At 52.8% G+C, this 25,049-nt stretch carries 15 protein-coding genes; 8 read left to right on the top strand and 7 right to left on the bottom strand.

Going from position 1 to position 25,049, the window contains the following annotated elements:
• Positions 1–4 precede the first annotated feature (4 nt).
• Positions 5–4,003, bottom strand: a complete 3,999-nt coding sequence (locus H9I36_RS08950; RefSeq protein ID WP_187385009.1) for a phosphoribosylformylglycinamidine synthase — start codon at positions 4,001–4,003, stop codon at positions 5–7.
• A 180-nt stretch (positions 4,004–4,183) separates the two neighbouring features.
• Between H9I36_RS08950 and amrA the strand changes: the two genes are divergently transcribed.
• Genes amrA through hisC form a run of 4 tightly spaced genes read left to right on the top strand, consistent with a single transcriptional unit; the run spans position 4,184 to position 8,622 of the window.
• Complete coding sequence (amrA, locus tag H9I36_RS08945) at positions 4,184–5,605, top strand: AmmeMemoRadiSam system protein A (protein ID WP_187385008.1); 1,422 nt, start codon at positions 4,184–4,186, stop codon at positions 5,603–5,605.
• A gap of 15 nt (positions 5,606–5,620) precedes the next feature.
• Positions 5,621–6,589 (top strand): DNA-methyltransferase, encoded by a 969-nt coding sequence (locus H9I36_RS08940; RefSeq protein ID WP_187385007.1) that lies wholly within the window; start codon positions 5,621–5,623, stop codon positions 6,587–6,589.
• Positions 6,576–7,421 (top strand): AmmeMemoRadiSam system radical SAM enzyme, encoded by an 846-nt coding sequence (amrS, locus tag H9I36_RS08935; protein WP_370586965.1) that lies wholly within the window; start codon positions 6,576–6,578, stop codon positions 7,419–7,421. Before H9I36_RS08940 ends, amrS begins: the two co-directional genes overlap by 14 nt.
• A gap of 52 nt (positions 7,422–7,473) precedes the next feature.
• Positions 7,474–8,622: a histidinol-phosphate transaminase gene (gene hisC, locus H9I36_RS08930; protein WP_187385006.1), complete on the top strand. Its 1,149-nt coding sequence runs from the start codon at positions 7,474–7,476 to the stop codon at positions 8,620–8,622.
• A 22-nt stretch (positions 8,623–8,644) separates the two neighbouring features.
• Here the strand turns inward: hisC and H9I36_RS08925 are convergent, their stop codons facing one another.
• Positions 8,645–10,753, bottom strand: coding sequence for a methyl-accepting chemotaxis protein (locus H9I36_RS08925; RefSeq protein WP_187385005.1), 2,109 nt, complete (start codon positions 10,751–10,753; stop codon positions 8,645–8,647).
• Between the two features lie 188 nt (positions 10,754–10,941).
• Here H9I36_RS08925 and H9I36_RS08920 point away from each other — a divergent pair, with 188 nt between their 5' ends.
• Positions 10,942–12,255 (top strand): SH3 domain-containing protein, encoded by a 1,314-nt coding sequence (locus H9I36_RS08920; protein ID WP_187385004.1) that lies wholly within the window; start codon positions 10,942–10,944, stop codon positions 12,253–12,255.
• Between the two features lie 11 nt (positions 12,256–12,266).
• Positions 12,267–14,270 carry an ABC-F family ATP-binding cassette domain-containing protein gene (locus H9I36_RS08915; protein WP_187385003.1) on the top strand — a complete coding sequence of 668 codons (2,004 nt, stop codon included), beginning with the start codon at positions 12,267–12,269 and terminating at the stop codon, positions 14,268–14,270.
• Positions 14,271–14,324: 54 nt separating this feature from the next.
• On the opposite strand, the gene H9I36_RS08910 is transcribed toward H9I36_RS08915, so the two are convergent.
• Positions 14,325–15,386, bottom strand: a complete 1,062-nt coding sequence (locus H9I36_RS08910; RefSeq protein ID WP_187385002.1) for a YkvA family protein — start codon at positions 15,384–15,386, stop codon at positions 14,325–14,327.
• A 3-nt stretch (positions 15,387–15,389) separates the two neighbouring features.
• Entirely contained in the window at positions 15,390–15,923 is a 534-nt protein-coding gene (locus tag H9I36_RS08905) for a DNA-deoxyinosine glycosylase (protein ID WP_187385001.1), read from the bottom strand.
• Positions 15,924–16,249: 326 nt separating this feature from the next.
• On the opposite strand from H9I36_RS08905, the gene H9I36_RS08900 reads away from it, so the two are divergent.
• Positions 16,250–17,089, top strand: coding sequence for a sigma-70 family RNA polymerase sigma factor (locus H9I36_RS08900; RefSeq protein WP_187385000.1), 840 nt, complete (start codon positions 16,250–16,252; stop codon positions 17,087–17,089).
• Between the two features lie 79 nt (positions 17,090–17,168).
• Here the strand turns inward: H9I36_RS08900 and H9I36_RS08895 are convergent, their stop codons facing one another.
• From H9I36_RS08895 to dnaE, 3 genes are all read right to left on the bottom strand, one after another.
• On the bottom strand, positions 17,169–19,616 hold the full coding sequence (locus H9I36_RS08895; protein WP_187384999.1) for an ATP-dependent DNA helicase RecG: 2,448 nt from the start codon (positions 19,614–19,616) through the stop codon (positions 17,169–17,171).
• A 3-nt stretch (positions 19,617–19,619) separates the two neighbouring features.
• Entirely contained in the window at positions 19,620–20,216 is a 597-nt protein-coding gene (locus H9I36_RS08890) for a YggT family protein (protein WP_187384998.1), read from the bottom strand.
• 66 nt (positions 20,217–20,282) lie between these two features.
• Positions 20,283–23,858, bottom strand: a complete 3,576-nt coding sequence (gene dnaE / locus H9I36_RS08885; protein WP_187385047.1) for a DNA polymerase III subunit alpha — start codon at positions 23,856–23,858, stop codon at positions 20,283–20,285.
• A 194-nt stretch (positions 23,859–24,052) separates the two neighbouring features.
• Between dnaE and H9I36_RS08880 the strand changes: the two genes are divergently transcribed.
• Positions 24,053–25,048, top strand: a complete 996-nt coding sequence (locus H9I36_RS08880; protein ID WP_187384997.1) for an endonuclease/exonuclease/phosphatase family protein — start codon at positions 24,053–24,055, stop codon at positions 25,046–25,048.
• Position 25,049 lies beyond the last annotated feature (1 nt).

The following is a 25,049-nucleotide window of genomic DNA, read 5'->3' as shown; positions in this document are numbered from 1 at the left end:
ATTATTAATTATTAAAATATCGTACCCCCGCCGCAAAGATGTTTTGACAGGAAGTTTCATATTTGTTTGCAAGCGGATCGCCTGCGACGTTTTTGATGAGGTCACGCGAAGCGCCTCCTCCGTCGATGCCGATCGTGCGCTCGCTGTGTCCCATTTTACCGAGCACGCGGCCGTCGGGACTCGTAAGCCCTTCGATTGCAAAGAGAGAGCCGTTCGGATTGTCCGGCTCGGTTACGGCAGGCACACCCAGGGCATCAACGTATTGCGAAAACACTTGTCCCGAAGCGAAAAGCTGTTGGGCAAGCGATGCTGCAACAACGATGCGGCCTTCCCCGTGTGAAACGGGAATCAAGTGTACCCTCTCGTCGATAACCGACGCATCGAGTGCCCACGGACTCAATGCGCTCACCGTGCGAGTACGGGCGATGCGCGAAATGTGGCGTCCGACGGTATTGAACGTGAGGGTGGGCATATCGGCGGTCATCGTGCGGATCTCACCGAAAGGCACGAGCCCCGTTTTGATGAGGGCCTGAAAACCGTTACAGATGCCGAGGATGAGACCGTCCCGCTTTTTAATAAGCTGCATCACTTGCTCTGCGATGCGCCCCTCGCGCAAAACGTTTGCGATGAATTTACCCGAACCGTCGGGCTCGTCTCCTCCGGAAAATCCTCCGGCAAGCGCTAAAATCTGCGCGCCTTTCAATTCCCGCTCAAGCGTTTCGAGCGACTCTTCGAGGGCTCGGGGAGTATTGTTTGCAAAGACTGCGATCTTCGTTTCGGCTCCTGCGACGGTGAACGCGCGCGCCATATCGTATTCGCAGTTCGTTCCCGGAAAAACGGGGATGAGCACGCGTACCTTTTTTGTCGGAGCGGCAAAGCTTTTTTTGCCGAGCGAAACGCGGCTCCTCAAATCGGCAAGCGAAGGATGTGCGGCAAGCGCAAAGGAGGGAAGCGCAGGCGGAGCCGGGCTTTCGGATACGGGAGGAAATACTTTTGAGAGTTTCGACTCCCATGCTTTTTCGGCATCCGAAAGGAAAATCTTCGTGTGCGGAATTCCCGCATTTTCGTCTTCGACGACGATTTCACTTTCGCGTATCGTCTCGCCGATTTTAACAATCGTACCGGAAACAAAACCCGCTTTATCGATTTCGCTTTCCGCTTCGGGTGCGGCTTCCAAGATGATCGAGCCGTATTGCGGCGTAAAGAGATCGACCGAAGACGCTTTCGCGCCCTGTATGTGCGCTCTCGTAAACGAAAGCGGCACGGCATCGATGCGTCCTCCGATACCGTTTCCCATCATCATCTTCGTAAGAGCTTCCGCGATGCCGCCCGAACCGACGGGATACATCGCGCGTATGGCGCCGGATGCGTTCAAGCGATAGAGGATTGCGGCATTTTGCATAAATGCGGTGAAATCGGGAGCAAGGAGCGGCGAATAGGGAGTGCCGACGAAATAGATCGCGTTCCCCGATTTTTTAAACGAACCGCTCGTCACTCGCTCAGCTTTATCGTGCGTTACGGCGAACGACACGAGCGTGTGCGGAACGTTTATATTTTCGAAGGTGCCGCTCATACTGTCTTTTCCGCCGATCGACGCACAGCCCGTCTTCTTTTGCGCATCGAGCGCGCCGAGCAAAGCCGCCGCAGGATAGCCCCACGTCTTTTCATCGACGGCGCGGCCGAAGTACTCTTGAAACGACAGGCGGCACGAAGCGGCGTTTCCGCCGATACACACGATCTTTGCAAGGGATGAAAGGACCGCCGTTTGCGCGCCGTGCCATGCGCTCCATTCGCCGACGAAGGGATCGAAGCCGAAAGACATCATGCTCGCCGTCGAGGTTTCACGCGGAGAGGCGACGGGAATTTTTGCCGCCATAGCCGCTTCGGGCGTACGCTGATATTTTCCGCCGAACGGAAACAAAACGGTTGCGGATCCGATGGAACCGTCGAAGCGTTCGGAAAGGCCGCGTTCGGAACAGCAGGCCAAATCGTTTATATTTGCAAGCCACGCATCCGAAAGCGATGAGGGCAATTTTTTTGAAACGGTTTCGAGCGGGCGGACGAGCGGCGAAGTTTCGGGCAGCGCGGGGTTTTCAATGTACGCACGCGCTTTGTGAGGAGCGCCGGCAGCGTCGAGAAAATCGCGGGAAAGATCGACGATCGTTTTGCCCCTCCATTTCATGACGAGGCGATTCGTGCCGGTCACTTTTGCGACGACGACCGCACGGAGATTTTCCTTTGCCGCAAGGTCGATAAAAGCGCGCGCATCCTTTTCGCGTACGACGACCGCCATGCGTTCCTGCGATTCGGAAATCGCAAGCTCGGTGCCGTTTAAGCCGTCGTATTTTTTAGGCACCGCATCGAGGTCGATGTCGAGCCCCGCCGCCAGTTCTCCGACCGCGACTGACACACCGCCTGCGCCGAAGTCGTTCGAACGGCGTATCATCAAACTCACTTTTTTATCGCGGAAAAGGCGCTGTATCTTTCGTTCCTCGACGGCGTTGCCTTTTTGCACTTCCGCGCCCGCGCTCGTCACCGATTCTTTGGTGTGCACTTTCGACGAACCCGTAGCCCCTCCGATGCCGTCGCGTCCCGTACCGCCGCCGAGCAAAATGACGACGTCGCCCGCTTCCGGTCTTTCGCGGACAACGGAGTCCGCGGGAGAAGCGGCGATGACCGCCCCGCATTCCATGCGCTTTGCCCCATAGCCCGGATGATACAATTCCGCGACTTGTCCCGTCGCAAGCCCTATTTGATTACCGTACGAAGAAAATCCCTGAGCCGCTTCCCTGCACAGCTTCATCTGCGGAAGTTTTCCGGGAATCGTTTCGGAAATCGGCACGGTCGGATCGGCTGCTCCCGTCACGCGGAGCGCTTGGTATACCCACGCTCTTCCCGAAAGCGGATCGCGGATCGCGCCTCCGATACACGTCGCAGCTCCTCCGAAAGGTTCGATCTCCGTCGGATGATTGTGCGTTTCGTTTTTAAATAACAGCAGCCACTTTTCCGTTTCGCCCGGCGAATCGGGAGAGAGCGGTTTGCCGTCTTTGTCCGTCGTATAATGCACGTCGATAAACAGCGAACACGCATTGTTTTCTTCGGACGCTTCCAGATCGTCGAGTTTGCCGTGCTTCCGCAAATACTTTGCACCGATGACCGCCATATCCATGAGCGTCACGGGTTTTTCCGCTTTTCCGTACACGTCGACGCGCATATCGGTATAGGTTTTAAGCGATGAAGTAAAAAGCGGAGCATAGGCGCCGTCTTCGATTTTAATGTCCGTCAATTCCGTAAGGAACGTCGTATGCCGGCAGTGATCCGACCAATACGTATCGAGTACGCGGATTTCAGTTTCCGTCGGATCGCGTCCTTCCTTTTTAAAATAATCCTGCATGAATTCGACGTCGGCCGCATCCATTGCAAGCGCCATGCGCTTTCGAAGAGAGGCGAGCTCGCTTTCGCCCATGCCGATAAATCCCGCAACGGACGGAATGTCTGAGGGAGGAGCCGCTTTCAATTCAAGCGTGTCGGGGACGGCGTCTCCTGCAAGACGCGAATCGACGGGATTGATAAGGTAGCTTTGAATGCGCTCAATGTCGCGCGCGCTCACCTCGCCTGAAAGGAGGACGACCTTTGCGCACCGCACACGGGGCGGCTTCGTACCGCGGCTTTTTTCGGGAAGGCTTGCGCGCAAGAGCAAAAGACACTGCTCTGCGGAATCGGAGCGTTGATCGTATTGGCCGGGGAGGTATTCCCACGCGATCGCCGTTTCGCCCGGACGCAGCGGCAGCGCATCGAAAATACATTCGTCGCTCTGCGGTTCGGAAAAAATTCGATGCGCGGCCTCTTTCGCTTCTTCGTCGGAAATATTTTCGACATCGTAGCGGTTCAAGTACCGCACGCCCGTAACGCTCGGAATTCGCAAAAAATGAACGATTTCCGATTTGATCCTCTCGGCTTCGTTTTGAAAGCCGTGCTTTCTTTCCACATACAAACGGAACATTGATACAGTATAAAGGATTTACGCGGTTTCGAACAGGGCGCGGCTTACGTGCGGCTTACATATATGTACGAGATTTATGCGAGGTTTACGACTTCGGTGAAATGGAGTACACTTGAAAGCGGAAAATGCCGTTCCTTTACAGAAACGGCACGCAAAATAATTATTAAAACGGGAGTTGCTATGGCGATAATCGGTGCATTTGCGGTTCCGCATCCGCCTCTCATCGTACATGAAGTAGGTAAGGGCAGGGAAGATGAAATCGCGGCGACGATTACCGCGTATGTGCAAGTCGCAAAAAAAATTGCGAACCTCAACCCCGAAACGATCGTCGTCACGTCTCCGCACGCAACTCTCTATCGCGATTATTTTCATATATCGCCGGGTACCGAAGCGTTCGGGAATTTTTCCGATTTCGGTGCGCCGGAAGTGCGCTTTCACCTTTTTTACGATGCCGATTTTGTTAAAGCCGTCTGCAGCGAAGCCGATAAAGCGGATATTGCAGCGGGCACGAAAGGGGAAAGACGGGCTTCGCTCGACCACGGTACGGCGGTACCGCTGTATTTTATTAATAAATATTATACCGATTATAAGCTCGTGCGTATCGGTCTTTCGGGGCAGTCGTACAAAGCGCATTATGCGTTCGGTGAGTGTATTCGAAACGCTGCAGAAAAAACGGGAAAAAGAATTGTAGTCGTCGCAAGCGGCGATCTGTCGCACGTGCTGAAATCTGACGGGCCTTACGGGTATCGCGCGGAAGGAGCGGTCTACGATAAGCGCATTATGGACGTCATGGGACGTGCCGATTTCGGAAAGCTTTTTTCGTTCAGTCCCGATTTTTGTGAAAACGCCGCCGAGTGCGGTCATCGTTCGTTTATCATTATGGCGGGCAGCCTCGACCGCACGGCAGTCCGAGCGGAAAAGCTTTCCTACGAAGGACCCTTCGGCGTCGGCTACGGGATCTGCGCCTATGAAGTGACGGGGTGCGACGAAACGCGCAATTTTTTGGAGCGGTACGAAGCGGAGGAGAGGCGCTCTCTCGATGCGCGGAAAAAAAGCGAAGACGAATACGTCCGCCTCGCAAGGCTTGCGGTCGAAAACTATGTGCGAACAAAAGGCAGGCTTCGCATCGAAAGAGGCGCGGCTCTGTGCTCAAGCGGCTCCGAGCGTATGGAACTTTCGGACGATTTGCTCGAAAACCGCGCGGGAGTTTTCGTATCGTTGAAAAAAGACGGCATGCTCCGCGGCTGTATCGGAACGATCGTACCGGTACGGGAGAGCATTGCCCAAGAGATCGCGCACAATGCCGTAAGCGCAGCTTCTTCCGATCCGCGCTTTTCCGAAGTGACGGAAGACGAACTTTCATCTCTCGTCTACAGCGTCGACGTCCTTGCAAGCCCTGAAAAAATTTCGTCGAAAGAAGCGCTCGACGTAAAACGCTACGGCGTCATCGTGACAAAGGGAAACAGGCGCGGCTTGCTTTTGCCGAATCTCGAAACGGTAAACACGGTCGACGAACAGATCGAAATCGCGTGCAAAAAAGGCGGCATCGACAAAAGTGAAAATCCCGAACTCGAACGCTTTGAAGTCGTACGCCATTATTAAATTCCGGGTATTGCAATGGAACACGATGCAGATACAAAAATAGTTTCGCCGAGAAATCATACGACAGTCCTTACGGCGGACGACAGAAAATTATTAAAGCCGCTCATCCGCCGCGCGGCAGCCCCTCTTTCGAAAGATGAAATCGTCGATTCGATATTCAACGGCGACTTGCTCAAGGCGATCGATTTTTTTCCGTCGGAATCGGTCGACCTTATGATAATCGATCCGCCGTACAATATCACAAAAAATTTCGGCGGCGTAAAATTCGCGTCTCGCGGAGATGAAGCGTATGCGAACTACCTTGCTTCGTGGTTTCCTCAAGTCGTGCGGCTGCTCAAAAAAAATGCGAGCGTTTATATTTGCGGCGATTGGAAGAGCGCGGCATCTTTGTACACGGCGGCAAGCGGTCTTTTGACGGTGCGAAACCGCATTACGTGGCAGAGGGAAAAGGGACGCGGGGCGAAAGCGAATTGGAAAAATTGTTCGGAAGATATTTTTTTTGCGACGGTAAGCGGTGATTATTATTTCGATGCGGATGCGGTTAAGCAAAAGCGGCGCGTCATAGCGCCCTACCGCAAAGACGGAAAACCGAAAGATTGGGAAGAGGGCGACGACGGAAAATTCCGCTTGACGGGCGCGTCGAATTTTTGGGATGACATCACGGTGCCTTATTGGTCGATGAGCGAAAACACCGAGCATCCGACGCAAAAGCCCGAAAAGCTTATCGCAAAATTGATATTGGCGAGTTCGAAAAAAGGCTCGCTCGTCTTCGATCCCTTTCTCGGTTCGGGTACGACGGCCGTCGTCGCAAAAAAGCTCGAGCGCAGGTATTGCGGTATCGAAATCAACGAAGACTACTGCCTCCTTGCGTTGAAGCGCCTCGCGCGTGCGGAGCGCGATACGTCGATTCAAGGGTATACGGACGGCGTGTTTTGGGAACGCAACACGGGAAGGGAGCAGGGAGAGCTTCGTGGAAAGCGTTGAGTCCGAAATGCGTGTGACGTGCGACACGTGCTTTTACCGCTGCTCTCTCGCCGAAGGCCGAACGGGAAAATGCCGCGCCCGGATCAACAGCGGCGGAAACATCGTCCCTCTCAATTACGGACGACTTACCGCGCTCGCTCTCGATCCGATCGAAAAAAAGCCGCTGTATCGATTTTTTCCCGGAAGCATGATTTTGTCGGCGGGAAGTTTCGGCTGCAATATGCACTGCCCGTTTTGCCAAAATGCGGAGATTTCGCAAAGCGGCGGAGACATCGAAACGGCGTATGTTTCACCCGAATCCCTTGCCGAAAAAGCTTTATCGCTTGCTCCTCGCGGCAATATCGGCGTCGCATACACGTACAACGAACCGCTCGTGTCGTGGGAATACGTGCGCGATGCATCGCGCTGTGTACGCTCTCTCGGTATGAAAAACGTCGTCGTCACAAACGGCTGTGTCAACAGCACTGTGATCGAAAAAGTATTGCCGTACATCGATGCGATGAACATCGATTTGAAAGGATTTACGCGAGAGTGGTACGAAAGCTTGGGCGGCGATTTTGATGTCGTCAAAGATACGATTGTGCGCTCGGCGAAGAAGACGCACGTCGAAGTTACGACACTCATCGTTCCCGGAAAAAATGACGGCGAAGATGAGATACGCTCGCTCGCGCAGTGGGTTTCGAGCATCGATAAAAAGATTCCGCTGCACATCACGCGCTTTTTTCCGCACTGGCGCATGAAAGATGTCGATGCGACGCCGGTCGACACGGTGTACCGATCGGTTTCGCTCGCGCGCGAATATCTCGAATACGTGTACCCGGGCAACTGCTGAGTACGCAGGTCTACTTGTTTTTCCCGCGTCCTGTGATTACAATACCGATACTATGAATTCCAAACGAATGGCGCAGTTGCATCCCTATGTGCCGGGCGAACAACCGTCGGACAGGACATACATCAAACTCAATGCAAACGAAAACCCCTATCCGCCGAGTCCGAATGTGATCTCCGCCCTTACCGATTTTATTAAAAATCATCCGGAAAAACTTGCGCTTTATCCCGACCCCGATGCACATCGTCTGCGGGAGGCGATCGCGGCTATGCTCAACAGAACGGGCGGCGTGCTCGCTCGCGCCGTTCCCGCCGGCGAAAAGTGCCGCCCGTCGGAAGCGGACAGGATACCGTTTACGGTGACGCCCGATATGATCTATACCGGCAACGGAAGCGATGAAGTGCTTTCATTCGTGTTTTATGCTTTTTTCGATTCGGACACAAAGCTCGTCACACCCGAATTCTCGTACAGCTTTTATCCGGTATACGGCGGCTTTTACGATATTCCGCTCGACTTCGTCAAACTCAAAAGCGATTGGACGCTCGATACGCGCACTATGATCGAACGCGAAAAAATTAATAATTCAGGAATCATATTTGCAAATCCCAATGCGCCGACAGGGCGTTCTCTTTCGCGGAACGAAGTGCGCGCCATGCTTGAAGAGACGAAGGTCGACAGGGTCTTTGTCGTCGATGAAGCCTATGTCGATTTCGGGGGCGAAAGCTGCATACCGCTGCTTGCGGATTTTCCGAATTTGGTCGTCGTCCGCACGTTCAGCAAAAGCTTTTGCGGTGCCGGCATGCGGCTCGGCTACATCGTCGCCTCTCCCGAACTCGTGCGGACGGTGACGACGGTAAAAAATTCGCTCAATCATTTTCCGATCGATGCCGCTTCTCAAATCGCGGGCATCGCTGCATGCGAAAACGACGCGTACTATGCCGAATGCACAAAAAAAATCGTAATCGAACGGGAAAAGTTTTCGGCGTTCCTCGCCGCGCGGGGCTGGGACTGCATCCCCTCCGTAACGAATTTCGTCTTTGCGCGTAAAGCGGGGCTTTCGGGAGAAGATGCGTACCGCCGCATAAAAGAGCGGGGCATCCTCGTGCGACGATTTGCGACGAAGGGGATAGAAGATTTTCTTCGCATTACGATCGGCACGCCCGATCAAATGCGTTCTCTTTGCGATGTGATCGAAACGCTGTAAACCGCCGGAGAGCGCTCCGGTATCAGACTTTAAACTTTCCGACTTCGGCTGCAAGGCTTTCGATGCTCGCTTTGTTTTTTTGCGTCAGCGAATTGACATCCTGTATGGCGTTGTTGATCTGCATCGCGCCTGAAGCCATTTCGTTCATGCTGTCGGTGATGATGCGCGTCAAATCGTCGAGCTTGCGCATTTCATCGGCGACCTGCTCTCCGCCTTTCAGCATCTCTTCCGATCCCGCCTGTACTTCCGTTGTCACCGAATTGATCTCTTTGATCGCGACGAGTACTTCTTTGCTGCCGCTTTCCTGTTCGCGCATCGCTTCCGTGAGGCGGTCGCTCATCGATTTTACTTCTTCGGATTGCGTGAAGATGATATTGAATTTTTCTTCGACGATTCTGGAGGACGAAGCGAGCGTACCGATTTCGTTGCCGAGCGATTTCAGCGTCGACGTTATTGTCTTACCTTGCGCAGCCGAATCTTCCGCGAGCTTTCGGATTTCGTCGGCGACGACGGCAAAGCCTTTTCCCGCTTCTCCCGCATGAGCCGCTTCGATCGCGGCGTTCATCGCAAGGAGGTTCGTCTGCCTTGCGATATTCTGAATAACGTTCGACGCTTCCATGAGACTGCCCGATTCTTCCGTGATCTGCTGCGTGATACCGTTTGAATTGACGAGCGTATCTTTTCCTTCGTCTGTCGCCGATACGAGGTCTTTGATCACACCGTCGGTTTTGTCGAGAGTCTGCCCGATAGCTGCGATATTTGCAACCATCTCTTCTATGGCGGCGGAAGATTGCGCAACGCTTGCCGCCTGTATTTCGATGCTGTTGTTCAGCTGTTTGATCGTTCTGATGATCTCTTCGATGGTAGCCGCCGTTTCAGTAACGCTTGCGGACTGCGTCAGCGCCTGTTGTTTTACACCGTCGATGTTGCTGCTTATTTCATGGACGGCGCTTGCGGTTTCGGTCATATTCGATGCGAGTTCATTGCCGACCGATTTCATCGTATCGGTATTTTCGCCGATCGATTTTATCGTGTAACCGATTTTTTCGATCGTTTGATTAAAGTATACCGACAATTCCGTCACTTCATCGTTGCCGGTGATCTCCAAACGCACCGTCAGATCGCCGTCTCCCTGCGCAATGTTTTTCAACGCAGTACCCACACTTTGAACGGGTTGTACCATTTTACGGGCAATAAAATATATGACAGCCAGCGTCAAAAGCAAAATGGTCAGTCCGATCAAATCCATTGTAAGGCTCAGCCTGTTGACGGTTCCCATAAATTCCTCATACGGAGCTTTTACGACCACCGTCCAATCGGCTAATTTACTGTTCGCGTAGCCGCCTATTTTTTTCGTATTTCCGTACGTATAATAACCGGTTCCGGGAATTTTCGATTCCACGGCGGTTTTTTCAAACTCTGCAAACGATGCAAGACTCGGATCCGTCTTTGCCTCTTCAACGGCATTGTATAGCGATTGTACGTATTCCCGATCTACATCCGCGATCGTATTGCCGGTTGCACCCAAAACATAACAATTGCCCGTTTCCCCGACTTTTATATCGTCTATGATATCGGAAAGCGATTCTCCCCGTATGAGGCATTGAAGAACACCGATAATCGCGTTGTTGTCGTTACTGAGAGGCACCGCAATGACGATGACAAAATTATTATCCGAACGGGAAACGATTGGCTCGGAGATAAAAGGCTTTCCGTTTTTTGCCTGTATGAACCATTCCCTATCTGCGACGAAAACCGTTTGCCCCGAAACGGTATGGCGGTACCCGCGCATATCCGTTACATCCAATTCCAATATTTTGGGATTATGCACGGCTTCTCTCTGCAGTATTTTGATTTTATCTGCTGCGGAAATCGACGGATCGCGCAGATCGGGCATTCGCGCAATACCTTCGACCAATTGAAACCATGCGGTGATCCTTCCGTCGATAATTTCCGCGACGTCGACAGCCTTATCCGTGAGGTGGGTTCGAACACGATCGGTTACGACTTTGCGCGTTGAACGGATCGCAAAAATGCTTTCCCCGATCAGTACGACCGCTATGAGCAGTCCGAAAATAATAATTAATTTTTTACGGATCGAAAATCGTTTTTTGTCTGCGGAATCGGTCATGCGCTTGCCTCCGATTTTTCAAAGAAAAAAGAAACGGTAATTTTTTTGCTCATTCGTAAGAACTCCTTTAGAAGTCAAACACTCTTTTACACGTTTTTATCAGTATATGTATTTTTCCGCATTTAGTCTATCGGCTCACAGCAATCGTGCCGATGACTTTTTCGGATCTCTGTGTTATTCTTATCGTTATGATTTGTTTGCCGAAAAAATACGGTTTGATCGCGCTTTGCGCCCTTTCGTTTGCGCTTGCGTCCTGTTCCCGCGTTATGGGATACGGTATGCTTTTGTGGGATATCCCCGAGCGCGGCCTTCAAGACGGCGATATCCTTCCCGTGTATATCCGCTCGAATATTTCTCACACCTATGCCGTCTCCGCACCCGATTCCAAAGAGCGTTTCGATATCCCGCTGTGGCAGATTACGTCTCCCTCTTCCCGTCGCGCACTGAAAAAGGCGAAGCTTGTGTACGCGGAATTCCTCCATCGCTATGCGTCGGTAAAGCTCGACGGACTTCCGATCCGCGCGGAACCGGTCAATACGGCGAGACAAGTGTACCGTCTCAGAAAAGGCGAAATTATTAAGATTCTGTATAAGGGAGAGGGGCAGGCCGTTATGGTCGGATCCGATGCGCTTGAGGGCGCTTGGCTTCGCGTTTTGACGTCGAGCGGTACACAGGGCTGGTGCTTTTCGTACAATCTCGAACTCTTTGAAACGCAAAAGGGAGGAGCCGTCGCAGCTGGAGAGGGGAGCGGTGCCGAAGAGAAAGACGACGTATTTGAAAAGCTTGCCGGAACGATATGGTATCCCGATTATTACCGTGCGATGATACGCGAAAAGAGAATCGATCCGCTTCGCATGAATGCCGCCTATTGTTTTACGGTCGATGCCGAAAATCGAAAAGTGTCGTTGAACCTTCCCGAACGCTACGGTTCATGGGACTACGGAGCGGCGATGAAAACCGCCGACGGCGAATATACGTTTACCGATACCCCCGTAAAGGTTTCCGTCAAAAACAATTATATCGCCGTCACTTGTGCCGACGATGCGGGCAGACCGCGCGATTATAATTTTATCGCACTCGGAGAGGACGTCGATATAGCCGCCCTCGTCGCCGAAGAAAAAGAGCGGCGAGAAGCCGAATATGCGCGCATCGCAGCGGCGGGGCCGAATTTTAAAAGCGCCGCATACGGACAGCTTTCGCTCAAAGGCGACGGTTCCTTTACGTGGCGGGGCAACCGAAGGCTCGTTCCGTCTCTCATCGCCGAAAGCGCAAAAGGCGGCGGTACGGTCGGGATCGATTATTTTATCGACGCATCGCTTTCGCCGCAGTACGACGGTGTGCTTTCGTTTTCCTTTGAAGGCATGAAAGCCAAAGTGAATTTTTTGTATAAAATCGAAACTAACGGCATACGCTTCGAAGATGCATCCGAAGCGCGATTCGAAGGCAATACCCTCGTGAGGCGGGGTTCGAGTCCGCTCGTCATCTTTTTCGAAAAAAATTAGCAGCGGTTGACATGGCTTTCGTTCAGTTTTCAAAAGTGTCGCTCGCATTCGGCGACCGCGACATATTAAAAAACGTTTCGATCAATCTGCAGTCGGGTACCAAAGCCGCTCTTACGGGAGCGAACGGGGAAGGAAAATCGACGCTCATCAAAGTGATGGCCGGCCTCATCCCCTGCGACAGCGGAACGAGAGTCGTGCAAAAGGATGCGCGCATCGGCTATTTGCCGCAGTCGGGGCTTACGCACGCGGGACGCACGCTGCTTGAAGAAGCGGATACCGCATTTCAATTCGGCTACGATATGCAGGCGGAAATCGACAGGATAGGCGACGAGCTTTCGCTGCATCCGGAACGCTCGTCCGACCTCGCCGAGCGTCAAGCTTCTCTTATTGCGGCGCTCGACGAAAGCGGCTGGCACAGAAGGCGGGCGCAGGCGGAAGCGGTGCTTTCGGGGCTCGGTTTTTCACGCGAAGATTTTGCCAAACGGACGGAAGCGTTTTCGGGCGGATGGCAGATGCGCATTGCACTTGCAAAAGTGCTCATGCAAAATCCCGACATACTCCTCCTCGACGAGCCGACGAATTACCTCGACATAGAAGCGCGCACGTGGCTCGAACGATTTTTGCAGTCGTTCAAAGGCGGGTTTTTGCTCGTCAGCCACGACCGCTATTTTCTCGACGTCAGCGTTACCGATGTGTACGAACTTTTCGGCGGCGAACTCAAACGCTATCCGGGAAACTTTACGCACTACGAAGCGGTGCGCAAAACGGAATTGAAAACACTCATCGCCTCTTACGAACAGCAGCAAAAGGAAATCCGTCACCTTGAAGAATTTATCAGGCGCTTCGGCGCAAAAGCGACAAAGGCATCTCAAGCGCAGGAGCGGCAAAAGCAGCTCGATAAAATACAGCGTATCGAGATCCCCGAATCGATGAAGAAAATCCGCTTTACCTTTCCGCCCGCGCCTCATGCGGGAAAGCTCGTGCTCCGCATAAACGGTGTGACGAAAAGCTATGACGGAGAGCACAATGTACTCGATAAGCTCGACGTAACGATCGAAAACGGGGATCGGCTCGTGGTCGCGGGTCATAACGGAGCGGGCAAATCGACGCTCCTTCGGATCATCGCGGGGGAAGATACTTCTTTTTCGGGCGAGCTCATATTCGGAAGCGGTGTGCGCACGGGCTATTTTTCGCAGGACAGTTCGGAAGAAATCTCCGGCAGCGAAAGCATCATCGATTATATCGAAAGTGTCTCTCCGCTTGAAATGATTCCGAAAGTGCGCGACATGCTCGGTGCGTTTTTGTTTCGCGGAGACGACGTATTTAAAAGTTTGGACGTGCTTTCGGGCGGGGAGAAAAATCGCATCGCTCTTTTAAAGCTTTTGCTCGCGCCGGTCAATTTTCTCGTGCTCGACGAACCGACGAATCATCTCGATATGCATTCGAAAGACGTGCTTATGCAGGCGCTCAAAGATTTCGGCGGTACCGTCGTATTTGTGAGCCATGACCGCGGTTTTATCGAAGGGCTTTCAACGCGCGTGCTCGCTCTCGAAGCGGGGCGCTTTCGCATTTTTCCGGGCGATTATGCGTATTATCTTGAGCGCATCGAAGCGGAAAAAAACGGAACGGTTGCCGGTATGTCTTTTGCATCTTCGGCCGACGGAAAGGCGCAATCCGTTTCTCGTACGGCAGGCTCGGTCATGAGCGAAAATCTTTCCGGTACGAACGATGTACTCGCGGGAGGACAGCTTTCGTGGGAAGAAGCGAAAAAGCGAAAAGCCGAACAGCGCAAACTCGAACGCGAAGTCGAACGGCTTGAAGCGGAAATCGCCGCGCTCGAAGCGCAAAAGACCGAATGTGAAAACGAACTTGCAAAGCCCGAAGTGTATTCGTCGGGAGAAAAATCACGTGTCGTACAAAAGCGCCTCGCGGATACGGAAGCGCGTCTTACTGCGCTCGGCGAAGAATGGGAGAAGGTCGCCGAAAGCGCGGAACGGGCAAAAGCGCAAAGCTGACATACCGCTGCGTACCGTTGTCGCGCCGATCGTGTGTGCGGATGTACGGCATCGTCAGCGCAGAAAATTCCAAACGTATATGAAAGGGTAGGCGAGCAGCTCAGGCAGCGTATAATCCGTGACGGCCGGCAGCACGAAATTCCGCACGAGCACATTGTACACGACGAAGTAGCCGGTAATGGAGCCGATAAGGATGACGATGCGGGTTTTGAGCGCATTCCACACGTGTTCCGCCATAGCGCGCTTTCGCGGAATCCATGCGGGCAGTTTGCCTTCGTTCCATGCGCGGAAAAAAAACGCGTACAACGATTTTTTTGCCGGCGATCCGCAAGGGATGCCTTCGGCTGTCGCGGTGTAAAGCGCTTCGGCGAACACTTCCTGCCGCCGCAATTTTTTATAGCGCGGATTTGCAAGCGCATTTTGTGTTTCCCGCGTGCGGATTTGTTTCAACGCCGGAAAAAAATTATTAAGAAATTTAAAACATGAGATGCAGGAGGCGGCGGCGGAGAGGGCAAACCAGAGGCTCGCGCTTATGAGCAGAACGGACGCTGCGATTATGCCGGGCGCCCATGCAGGTTTTGAAAGGGCAAGGAGCAGCATCGACGCGGCAAAAAGGGCGAGCTTCACAAGCGAGTTGAAAAAAAATCGCGTGCAGTACCGTTGAAACTGTTTTCCGACCGCAGCGGACACGGTGTCTTCGGTGATGCGCCGTATCTGTTCCGACGCCGCGTCTCCTATGCCGCGGATGCCGTTTTTTACCTGTTCGGATATTTTCGGGATCGTTTCGGTGATGAGGTCTTTGCACTGCGCGTAGACGAATGCGATGACCGCGGCATCGTCGAGCAAACCTCCGGGCAGTAAAAAATCGGGCACGATATCGAAAGGACTGACGAGGTAGACGAGCGCGCCGATTATCATGACTTTTGTTTCGATAGGAATTTCCGGCGATTTAAAGCCCGCCCACAGCGCTTCGACGATATGCCACAGATCCGCGATCGGACCGCGTTTCATTTTTTCCAAGTGCGAGCCGACCTTTTTTACTTCAAGTCTTCCGGCTGCCTTTCCGAGTTCGTCCGCTTTTTTAATCGCTTTTTTATTGATTTTTTGAAAGTTCATCGCTCACCGCTCAAATACACAGCGATACGCCTCAATCAGTGCATCGAGCGGCCAGCGCCCGCGGTTTGCGCTGCTCGTCGACGGGAGGCATACGGCACCTATGTGTGTCGCCTCTTCGCACAGCTTTGTGTAGAGCTTATACGCAGTCTGCCCCGTGCAATATATACGGTCGATATGAGACGATACAAGCAGTTTTGAAAAATCGTTCGGCACGGGATTTTTTATGCTTGTGTCGGCCGCTCCCCGTATATCGCACGAAGCGAGTACGTCCCACAGCGCGATGCCGTGCCGGAGCACAAGCGCTCTCCGTTCATCGACGGCTTTGCTTCCCGCATCGTTCGCATAGCCGAGCCTTTCTCCTGCAAGAGAGGCGATAACCGGCCAGAACCTGTTTTGCCCGTGCATATAGTAAAAACCCGCCGTTCGGGAACGCGGAGAAGGCATCGTGCCGAGAACGAGGACGCGGCTTTTCGAATCGTATACCGGCGCAAAGGGATGGTCGATTCGGGAAGCGGCGGCGGAATTTACGGTGTGCATATTTATATAGTAATAACAAGCATTCCGCACGTCAAGAAAATCGATATAAAAAAAGTATCAAAATGACACAATTTCAGTGTATTTTTATGAGGGTGAGTAAATTCGACATAAATTTACTCAAAATGTTACCGAAAGTCAAGAAAAATCGATCGTCATTCGAAACGATAAAAAAACATCTTTTTTTAATTTATTGTATTATAAAGAATTAAAAATGATGTACGATTCTAACAAAATATTATCGTAACGATTTTCCCTCTTCCTCGTTATTGGCATAGATATTGCAATAATTTACGTATACGGTTTTGTGCCGGCTTGGAGGTGTATCTATGACAAACGATGAAAACGTCCTTTCAATGTACTTGAAAGATATAAATAAAGTTTCTCTGCTTTCGCGCGACGAGGAAACCGATTTGGCGCTGAAAGCGAAGGCGGGCGACAAGGCTGCGAAAGACAAAATCGTCAACGCGAATCTGCGTTTTGTCGTCAACGTTGCGAAAAAGTATCAAAATCACGGACTCGATTTGCCCGATTTGATCAGCGAAGGCAATATCGGTCTTTTGACGGCGGTCGACAGATTCGACGTATCGAAGGGCTATCACTTTATTTCATACGCGGTGTGGTGGATCCGCCAGGCGATTTTAAAAGCGATCTGCGAAAAGAGCCGCGCCATTCGTCTCCCGCTCAACCGTGCGAACGAACTCGTGCAGATCGAACACGCGCGAAAGCTTATGACGGGCGATAAAACCGAAGAGCAGGAATTCGCCGAAGTTGCGCGTATGTTGAAGATGGACAAGCAGCACGTGCGCGAAATGGTGAATATCTCGCGCGATATGATTTCCCTCGACGCGCAGGTCGCTTCGAGCGACAACGACCGCACGTCCGTGAGCGATTTTATCGAAGACGAGCGCTACGACAATCCCGACGAGGAAGCGATTTCGAATGCAATGAAGCGCGATATCGGAGACGTGCTGAACACGCTGAAGCCGAACGAAGCGAAAGTGCTGTCGCTTCGCTACGGTTTGAACGGTACCCGCCCCATGTCTCTGAAAGAAGTCGGCGATACGTGCAATCTTACCAAAGAGCGCATCCGTCAAATCGAAAAGCACGCCATCGTGCGTATGCGCCATCCGAGACGCATGCAGCGCCTCGAAGCTTACATCGCATAGTCGTTTTGCCCGAGCCGTGCCGGCGTTTCGCCCGATGTGCGGCCGGCGTTTTTCCCGCTCGCACGGTAAGCTTAGGGCGTCAGCGCAAAACGCTTCGCATATATTCGAAGGCGTCGTTTCTCGCTTCGACGAGGATTTCTCCGTCGCGGCGGATGTCCGCGATGCCGAGTTCGAGGTCTCCCGATTGTGCGGTTCCGGTTACTTCGCCGGGGCCGCGCAGTTTTAAATCCCGTTCCGCAATAAAAAATCCGTCGGTGCTTTCGCGCAATACTTTCATCCGCTCGATCCCCGTTTCCGTGATGTTTTTTCCGTAGATCAAAAAGCAATACGACTGCGCATCTCCGCGCCCGACCCTGCCCCTCAGCTGGTGCAGCTGCGCGAGTCCGAAGCGGTCTGAGCGTTCGATGACGATGCACGTCGCATTCGGTACATCCACTCCGACTTCGATGACGGTCGTCGCGGCGAGCACTTGTATGCGTCCCTTTTGAAAATCGTGGAGAATACGCACTTGCTCGTCTTCATCGATGCGCGAATGGATGAGCGCGCAGGAGAATTCGGGATACACGCGCTCGGATAAAAACGCGAACATCTCTTCCGCCGCCTTTGCTGCGGATTTTTCTTTTGCATACAAAAGCGGAAACTGCACGTTCCGCGTCCGCTTTGCACCTGCCGCTTTTGCCTCCGCCCCCGATCCCACATACGCCGATCCGACGGATTCCATGTTGTCGCCGTTTCCGTCCGTGTCCGCTCCGTCCGTTTGCCGTCCGTCGCCTTCTATTGCGGGATAGACGAAATACGCCTGATGTCCCGCCTCGAGTTCTTTACGCACCGCTTCGTATGCGTTCGCTTCGTTTCCTTCCCGCACGAGATATGTTTTCACCGCCTTTCTTCCTTCGGGCTGCGTGCGCAAAAGCGAAACGTCCAAGTCGCCGAAAGCGGTGAGTGCGAGCGTCTGCGGGATCGGCGTCGCGCTCATCATCAAAAGATGGAGCGTGTAGGACGAAGTACCTGCAATCTTTCTGCCTTTTTCGATTATCGCTTGACGCTGCAAAACGCCGAAGCGGTGCTGTTCGTCTATGACGGCGAGCTGGAGGTCGTTGTACTGTACGGCTTCGGAAAAAAGCGCGTGCGTACCGATCACGATGTCGATATTGCCCGCTTTAAGCTGTTTTAACAATTCCGCTCTGCCGCTTGCTTTTACGTTTCCGGTGAGAAATGCGACGCGTATGCCGAGCGGCGCGAGCATGCGCGAAGCGTTTTCCGCATGCTGCCTGGCGAGCAGTTCCGTCGGAGCCATAAACGCGCACTGTCCTTTCCAGCTGATGACGCGAAGACATGCGAAAAAAGCGGCGAGCGTTTTGCCTGATCCGACGTCTCCCTGCAAAAGCCGCGCCATCGTAAACACCGGAGGCCGCTCGTTTTCCGCGCGTTCCGCCGGAGCTTTTTTTTCATCGTTTGCGACGAGTTCGCGTTCCCGATAGCCCCTGTCGAGATCGTCATCCATTTCCATGATGACGTTCATCTGATCGAGCGTGAGGCGGAACAGGAGGCGATCGTAAAGCGCCCTTTGCAGAGGAGAAAGCGAATCGATGAATATCTGCCGTGTCGCGTCGTATATGCCGCCGTCTGCACCGTCGGGCGCTCCGATTTCGGGAGCGATGCTGCCTGCGGATATTCCGTCCGCCGCGCCGCTTTCATCCGTGCCGGCGGAAGGGCTTTTTCCGCTTCCGTTTTTCGCTCCGCGTTCTTCCGTATTTTCAAACGGAGAGAGCGAAAGCGATGCATCGGGGACTGCGCCCCTGTGTTCCCACGCGCGCTTTGCTATGACGCATTGAAAATGAAAGAGCTCTTCGTAGATGAGCGTTCGCCGCGCTTTTTCGGCCTGCGAAAGGCTTTCGGGTGCGTGCACCGCCCGGATCGCATCGCGCTTTGAAAGGAGTTTGTGCTTTTCCATGATGTAATCGGGCAGTTCGTTTTCGATTCCCGCGCTGTATTCGCGGAGAGCGGCGAGGATCGTTTTCCGTACGTTTTTTTGATTGAGTCCTTCGGTGAGCGGATAGACGGGGAGGACGCGGGAGTCGGGAAGCGCCGTCTTTTTATAATCGGAAAGATCGCCGCTTTCGCTCAATTTAATAATTTCGAATGAAGTGCTTTGGAGCTTGCCGTATTTTACATCGAAAGCGCCCGTTACGGATATGATCGTTCCGACGGGAAATTGTTTTTCCAAAAACGGCCGATTGAAGGCGACGAGTTCCGCTTCCGCCTCTCCGTCGGAGATGATGAGCTTCAGCGTTTTCATCCTGCCGTAACCGAACCATTCGTGGGAAGTGACGATGGCGGCGCAGTGCACTTTCGATGAGCGGAATGCGGAAAGCGGTATACGCTTCGTGCGGTCGTCGTATTGTTTCGGATACAGCGTGAGCAAATCGGCTACGGAAAATACGTTCAATTTTGCGAAAAGCTTTGCCGCCGCCGGCCCGACGCCCGGAAGAGTCGTTATCGAATTGCGTATATCGCCGAGTTTCATTATTTAAAACGGCAGCTGCTGTACGATTTTTATAAGCCATTTGAAAAGGTAATGGCCGCCCGCCAAAATACCGATGAGCGCGGCGATCGTGATGCCGAGAGAGGTTTTATAGCCGACGAATTTATTTCCCGTAAATATGCGGGAAATGCGGTGTACAAAGGGTTCGAGCGCGTAATCGAGCTGCGACCAAAGCGAGCCGTAGTAGTTCGCCCGCTTTTGCGAAAGGATGACGATAAATCTGATGATGAGCAAAACGAGCAAAAACAATGCAAGTGAATTGACGATAGACCACGCCATACCGATAACGATTGCAAGAACGGCGCCGAGGTACAGACGTCCGGTCATCAAAATATTTTGGAGAATATAGGAAATCGCGTACAAAAGTCCGATCGAAACCGCGGGGGAAAAATCGAGCGAGCCGATCTGCATCCACCTCGTGCCGCGGAATATATTTAAAAACGGATCGCACAGCGCCGACAAAATCCTGCCCGGCGCCGAATACTGTGCGCCCGGAATCCACGTGAGTATTATCCGTATAAAACACAAAAACGAATAGATATTGATGAGCCGTATAAGCGTCGCGATAACATATCTTACCATGTGTATCCTCGCATTTTCAAAGTTACCTCTAAAAACTGCAGTTTTTAGAGGTTCCTCTTACAATATTCATGCAGTCCATACGTCTTTGACGAAGGGCAGCTCTTTCAATTCGGCGATAAGGGCGGAATCCGATGATACGGTGAGCTGCGAATTCGCTTTGACGATGTACGGGCCTTTACCGGTGTCTATATGAAAATATACAAAACATTGACCCGATTTGCCAAATAAAAAATCTTTCAGCGGGTTGATTTCGGCGGCGTTCGAAAAACCGTCTTCGACGGCGATGTGCACTTCGCTTACCGCGCGCGCTTCCAGAGATGCGGGATCTTCAATCGAATCGACGATAAAGGATGCCGCGTCGTTATTCACATCGACTTTGCCGCGGAACGCATAGATGCCGTCTTCGAAAATCCGCGATTTTATCGTTTCCCACGTGCGCGGAAATATCGTGATGTCGATCGCGCCTCCGTAATCCTGCAGCTTTGCAAAGGCCATTTCGTCGCCTTTTTTCGTACGGATAGTCCGCACATCGGTGAGCATACCGAGCGCGACGTGTTCCCGTCCGGAGTTCCGCGTCTGCCACGCAGACGCTCCGTTTGCGATGCGGGCGGCTTTTATAGCCTGCACATCTTTTGCTTCCCGTTCGATATTTTGCGAATTGAGCGTTACCGCATTTTTTACCGCAATTTTGTAATCGTCGAGCGGATGACCGCTGACATAGCTTCCGATGAGCTGCTTTTCTTCGTTGAGCTTTTCGGTTTTCGACATGTCTTCGACTTTTTCGAATACGAAATCGGCGAACACTTTTTCATCCGTGCTGCCGAATAAATCTTCCTGTCCGTTCGCCGCATCCCGCTTTTTCGCTTCCGCATACGATACGGCGTTTTCGAGATTTTTCAGCAGCGTCGGCCTGTTTTGATCGAGTTTATCGAAAGCGCCCGTTTTGATGAGCGCTTCGAGGGCGCGTTTGTTGACCGTGCGGAGATCGACGCGGTCGAGAAAATCGATAAAGCTTTTATACGCACCGTTTTTGTTTCGTTCATCGACGATGCACTGTGCGGCCGCTTCTCCCATACCTTTGATGCCTTTCAGTCCGAATACGATATGCCCGTCGACGACGTCGAACACGATGTCCGAACGGTTGACGTCGGGCGCGTCGACAGCGATGCCCATGTGCCGCACTTCTTCGATGTATTCGGGCAGCTTGTCGGTCGATGTGATTTCGTTCGTCAAATTCGCCGCCATGAATTCCGCGGGGTAGTGGCACTTGAGCCAGCCCGTGCGGTATGCGACGACCGAATATGCGGCCGCGTGCGATTTGTTAAAACCGTAGCCGGCGAAGGGTACCATGATTTCGAATATGCGGTCGGCTTTTTGTTCGGAAAATCCGTTTTTGACGGCGCCTGCGATGAATTTTTCTTTTTGCGCCATGAGGACGTCTTTTTTCTTTTTACCCATAGCGCGGCGCAGCATGTCCGCCTGTCCGAGCGTAAAGCCCGCGATCCGCTGCGCAACCTGCATGACCTGTTCCTGATACACCATGACGCCGTAGGTTTCTTCGAGAATGTCTTTCAGGCAGTCGTCGGGATAGGTGATCGTTTCCGGATGAAAGCGGCCTTGGATAAACTGCGGAATAAACTGCATGGGCCCCGGCCGGTAGAGTGCATTCAACGCGACGAGGTCTTCGAGCTTTGTCGGCTGCGCTTGACGCAAAACCTTTTGCATGCCCGGCGATTCGAATTGAAAAATCGCGGCGGTATCGCCCCGCTGAAAGAGCTCGTAGGTTTTTTTATCGGCTTCATCGACGCTTTCCGTGCGGAACTCGCTCTCTCCGGGTTTTCGATGCTTGTTGATGATCGTCTCGGCGTAGCGGATAAGCGAAAGCGTTTTTAATCCGAGGTAATCCATTTTGACCAAGCCGCACGGTTCGATGATGTCCATCGTATACTGCACGCCGACTTCGCCCGTTTTCGGATCTTTGAAAACCGGCGCCCAGTCGGGAAGGGGCGTCAGCGAAATCACCATGCCCGATGCGTGAAGACTCGTATTGCGGTTCATATTTTCAAGTTTAAAACACAGCTCGAAAAGCTTTTCGTAACGCGGATCGTCTTTGAATCGGATGAGCTGCCCGTTTTCGGGATGGCTTTCATCGGGAGGCGTGAAGGCGTCTTTTAAACGGAACTTCGGATTGTTCGGAATGCACTTCGTAAGCGCCGTCACTTCCGCAAGCGGAACGCCGAGTACGCGCCCGACGTCTTTGATGACGGCTTTCGCTTTCAGCGTACCGAAAGTGACGATGTGTCCGACTTGCGGATCTCCGTAAACTTCCCGCGTGTGCCGGATGACTTCCTGCCGGAAATCGTAATCCATGTCCACGTCGAAGTCCGGCATCGAAATGCGTTCGGGATTTAAAAACCGCTCGAACAGCAGCTTAAAGCGGAAGGGATCGATGTCGGTGATTTCCATCGCGTATGCGACGAGAGAGCCGGCGCCCGAACCTCGGCCCGGCCCGATCGGAATATTGTTTTTTTTCGACCAGTTGATGAATTCCCACACGACGAGAAAGTAGCCGGAAAAGCCCATCTTAAAGATGATGGAAAGTTCGTGTTCGGCGCGTTCGGTCATTTCCGGCGTTATCGTTTTATAGCGTTTTCGCAAACCCGTTTCGACTAAGTGGCGCACGTATTCGTCTTCGCTTTTAAACGGTTCGGGAATATGCACGTGCGGCAGGCAGGTGCGAAGTTCGGCCGTATCGTACTGGTGAATCGTCAGATTGCACATATCGGCGATTTTGAGCGTGTTCGCCATGAGTTCGGGGTAATCCGGAAAGAGGGACCGCATTTCCCCTTCGCTTTTAAAATACCACTCGGTTCTGCCGTCTCCCATCGTCTGGTGCGGTTCGGAAAGCTTTGTTTGAAAGCCGATGCAGCGCAGCACGTCCTGCGCTTCGGCGTCTTCTTTCATGCAATAGTGTACGTCGTTCGTCAGCACCGCCGGTATATTGAGCTTTTTTGCGAGCGCGATGAGGCGCGGGGCGACGCGCTTTTGCTCTTCGACTCCGTGATCCTGTACTTCGATATAGTAGCGGTCGGGGCCGAAAAGTTCGGCATAGCGCCTCGCGGTTTCTTCCGCATGCGCTTCGTCTCCGTGGAGCAGCGCCTGCGGCACTTCACCCTGCAGACAGGCCGACAGACAGATAAGCCCTTCGTGATATTTTTCGAGCAGTTTGAAATCGATACGCGGTTTATAGTAAAAGCCTTCCGTGTAGGCGATGCTTGAAAGCCACGACATATTGCGGTAGCCCGTTTCGTTTTCGCACAGCAAAATAAGGTGATAGTATTTTCCGCCGTAGCGCGTCTTTTCCTGCGTGCGGCAGTCGTTTTCCGCGACGTAGAATTCTTCGCCGACGATCGGATTGATGCCGTTCGTATGGCAGAGCTTTTCGAAATTAAGTACGCCGAACATATTGCCGTGATCGGTGAGCGCGAGCGCTTTCATATTCAGCTCTTTTGCGCGCTTTACGAGCGATTCTATCTTTGCCGCGCCGTCGAGCAGCGAATAATCGGAGTGCACGTGAAGATGTACGAACTGCGAAGGGGGAGTGCCTTCCGGCGCTTCGGGGAATTTGGGATAATCTGCCATACCGTCAGTATAGATGATTTCCCCCGTAAGGGAAAGTGTACGGGCAATCTTTGTAGAAAACGCTTGTCCGGTATCGAGCTGTAATGCGATTTTTATGACGTTTTTCCGCAAAATCTTTTCCGCAAAACCCGCGTAAAAATGCAAAACGTCGACGATTATAAGGTGAAGTCGAAATCGACGCACGGAGAAGCTCTATGAAAAAAATAACGATCGCGTGTTTTTTACCGCTCTTTTTGTTCGGCGCGGGCTGCGCGGTGTCCGCCGAAGGTGCGAAGGAAAGAGAACGGGAAGAGGGCGTCCGGACGATCCGCATCGTAAACTGGAACGTACAGACCTTTTTCGATGCGAACGCGGACGGATGCGAATACGCCGAATTCAAATCGCCTAAATCGAAGTGGGGAAGGGACGAATATACCGCCCGGCTCGGCCGTCTCTGCGGTGCGATTAAAAACCTCAACGCGGACGTATACGTTTTCGAAGAAATCGAAAACGAAGGCGTTATGTACGATATCGCAAATATGCTGGCAGGCGGCGCGTGGGATGCTAAAAAAAATTGGAGCTATGTATGTTTTGCAAAGGCGCATGGCGACGCGCTCGGATGTGCCGTGCTTTCCCGCCGGCCGCTTCACGCGATGACCGTTCATACCCTCGATATCCGCACTCATACAAAACAACCGCGCATGCGTCCCGTCATCTGTGTGTCCGTGCTGCAAGGCTCCCGCTCTCTTACGCTCTGTGTCAATCACTGGAAGTCGAAATTGGGAGGAGAAAAAGAAAGCGCTCTGTGGCGGAGCTGGCAGGAATCCGTCCTTGCCCGATTGCTGCTTGAGACGAACGGAAGCGCCGCCGTCGCCTGCGGAGACTTCAATCGCGATATCGGCGAGTTTTCGAAGGGGGGCGAAGGGGACGCTGTCGTTTTGTATGGGGCGGGTTTCGGTACCGTATCGGAAGCGCTTGTCAAATCGCCGTGGCTTTCGGAAAATGCGTGCGGGATGTACAGCTATTATTACGAGGGTAAAGGGGAGCGCATCGATCATTTTTTTACGGCGGGACAAGCTAAAGTCCTTTCGTTTGCGGCGGAAACGGACGGACCGTGGGCGGACGAAGAAGGCATCCCGGTTCGGTATGCGATGTACACGGGAAAGGGCTATTCCGATCATTTGCCCATTGCAGCGAGCATACGCTATTGAT

This window comes from Treponema sp. Marseille-Q4130, from assembly GCF_014334325.1.
Classification (GTDB): Bacteria; Spirochaetota; Spirochaetia; order Treponematales; family Treponemataceae; genus Treponema_D.
This window is presented reverse-complemented; position numbering and strand designations above follow the sequence as displayed.

Excerpts from the sequence above, each read along its gene's own strand:
- H9I36_RS08950 (WP_187385009.1), bottom strand. The coding sequence starts at position 4,003 with ATGTTCCGTTTGTATGTGGAAAGAAAGCACGGCTTTCAAAACGAAGCC.
- amrA (WP_187385008.1), top strand. The coding sequence starts at position 4,184 with ATGGCGATAATCGGTGCATTTGCGGTTCCGCATCCGCCTCTCATCGTA.
- H9I36_RS08940 (WP_187385007.1), top strand. The coding sequence starts at position 5,621 with ATGGAACACGATGCAGATACAAAAATAGTTTCGCCGAGAAATCATACG.
- hisC (WP_187385006.1), top strand. The coding sequence starts at position 7,474 with ATGAATTCCAAACGAATGGCGCAGTTGCATCCCTATGTGCCGGGCGAA.
- H9I36_RS08925 (WP_187385005.1), bottom strand. The coding sequence starts at position 10,753 with ATGACCGATTCCGCAGACAAAAAACGATTTTCGATCCGTAAAAAATTA.
- H9I36_RS08920 (WP_187385004.1), top strand. The coding sequence starts at position 10,942 with ATGATTTGTTTGCCGAAAAAATACGGTTTGATCGCGCTTTGCGCCCTT.
- H9I36_RS08915 (WP_187385003.1), top strand. The coding sequence starts at position 12,267 with ATGGCTTTCGTTCAGTTTTCAAAAGTGTCGCTCGCATTCGGCGACCGC.
- H9I36_RS08910 (WP_187385002.1), bottom strand. The coding sequence starts at position 15,386 with ATGAACTTTCAAAAAATCAATAAAAAAGCGATTAAAAAAGCGGACGAA.
- H9I36_RS08905 (WP_187385001.1), bottom strand. The coding sequence starts at position 15,923 with ATGCACACCGTAAATTCCGCCGCCGCTTCCCGAATCGACCATCCCTTT.
- H9I36_RS08900 (WP_187385000.1), top strand. The coding sequence starts at position 16,250 with ATGACAAACGATGAAAACGTCCTTTCAATGTACTTGAAAGATATAAAT.
- H9I36_RS08895 (WP_187384999.1), bottom strand. The coding sequence starts at position 19,616 with ATGAAACTCGGCGATATACGCAATTCGATAACGACTCTTCCGGGCGTC.
- H9I36_RS08890 (WP_187384998.1), bottom strand. The coding sequence starts at position 20,216 with ATGGTAAGATATGTTATCGCGACGCTTATACGGCTCATCAATATCTAT.
- dnaE (WP_187385047.1), bottom strand. The coding sequence starts at position 23,858 with ATGGCAGATTATCCCAAATTCCCCGAAGCGCCGGAAGGCACTCCCCCT.
- H9I36_RS08880 (WP_187384997.1), top strand. The coding sequence starts at position 24,053 with ATGAAAAAAATAACGATCGCGTGTTTTTTACCGCTCTTTTTGTTCGGC.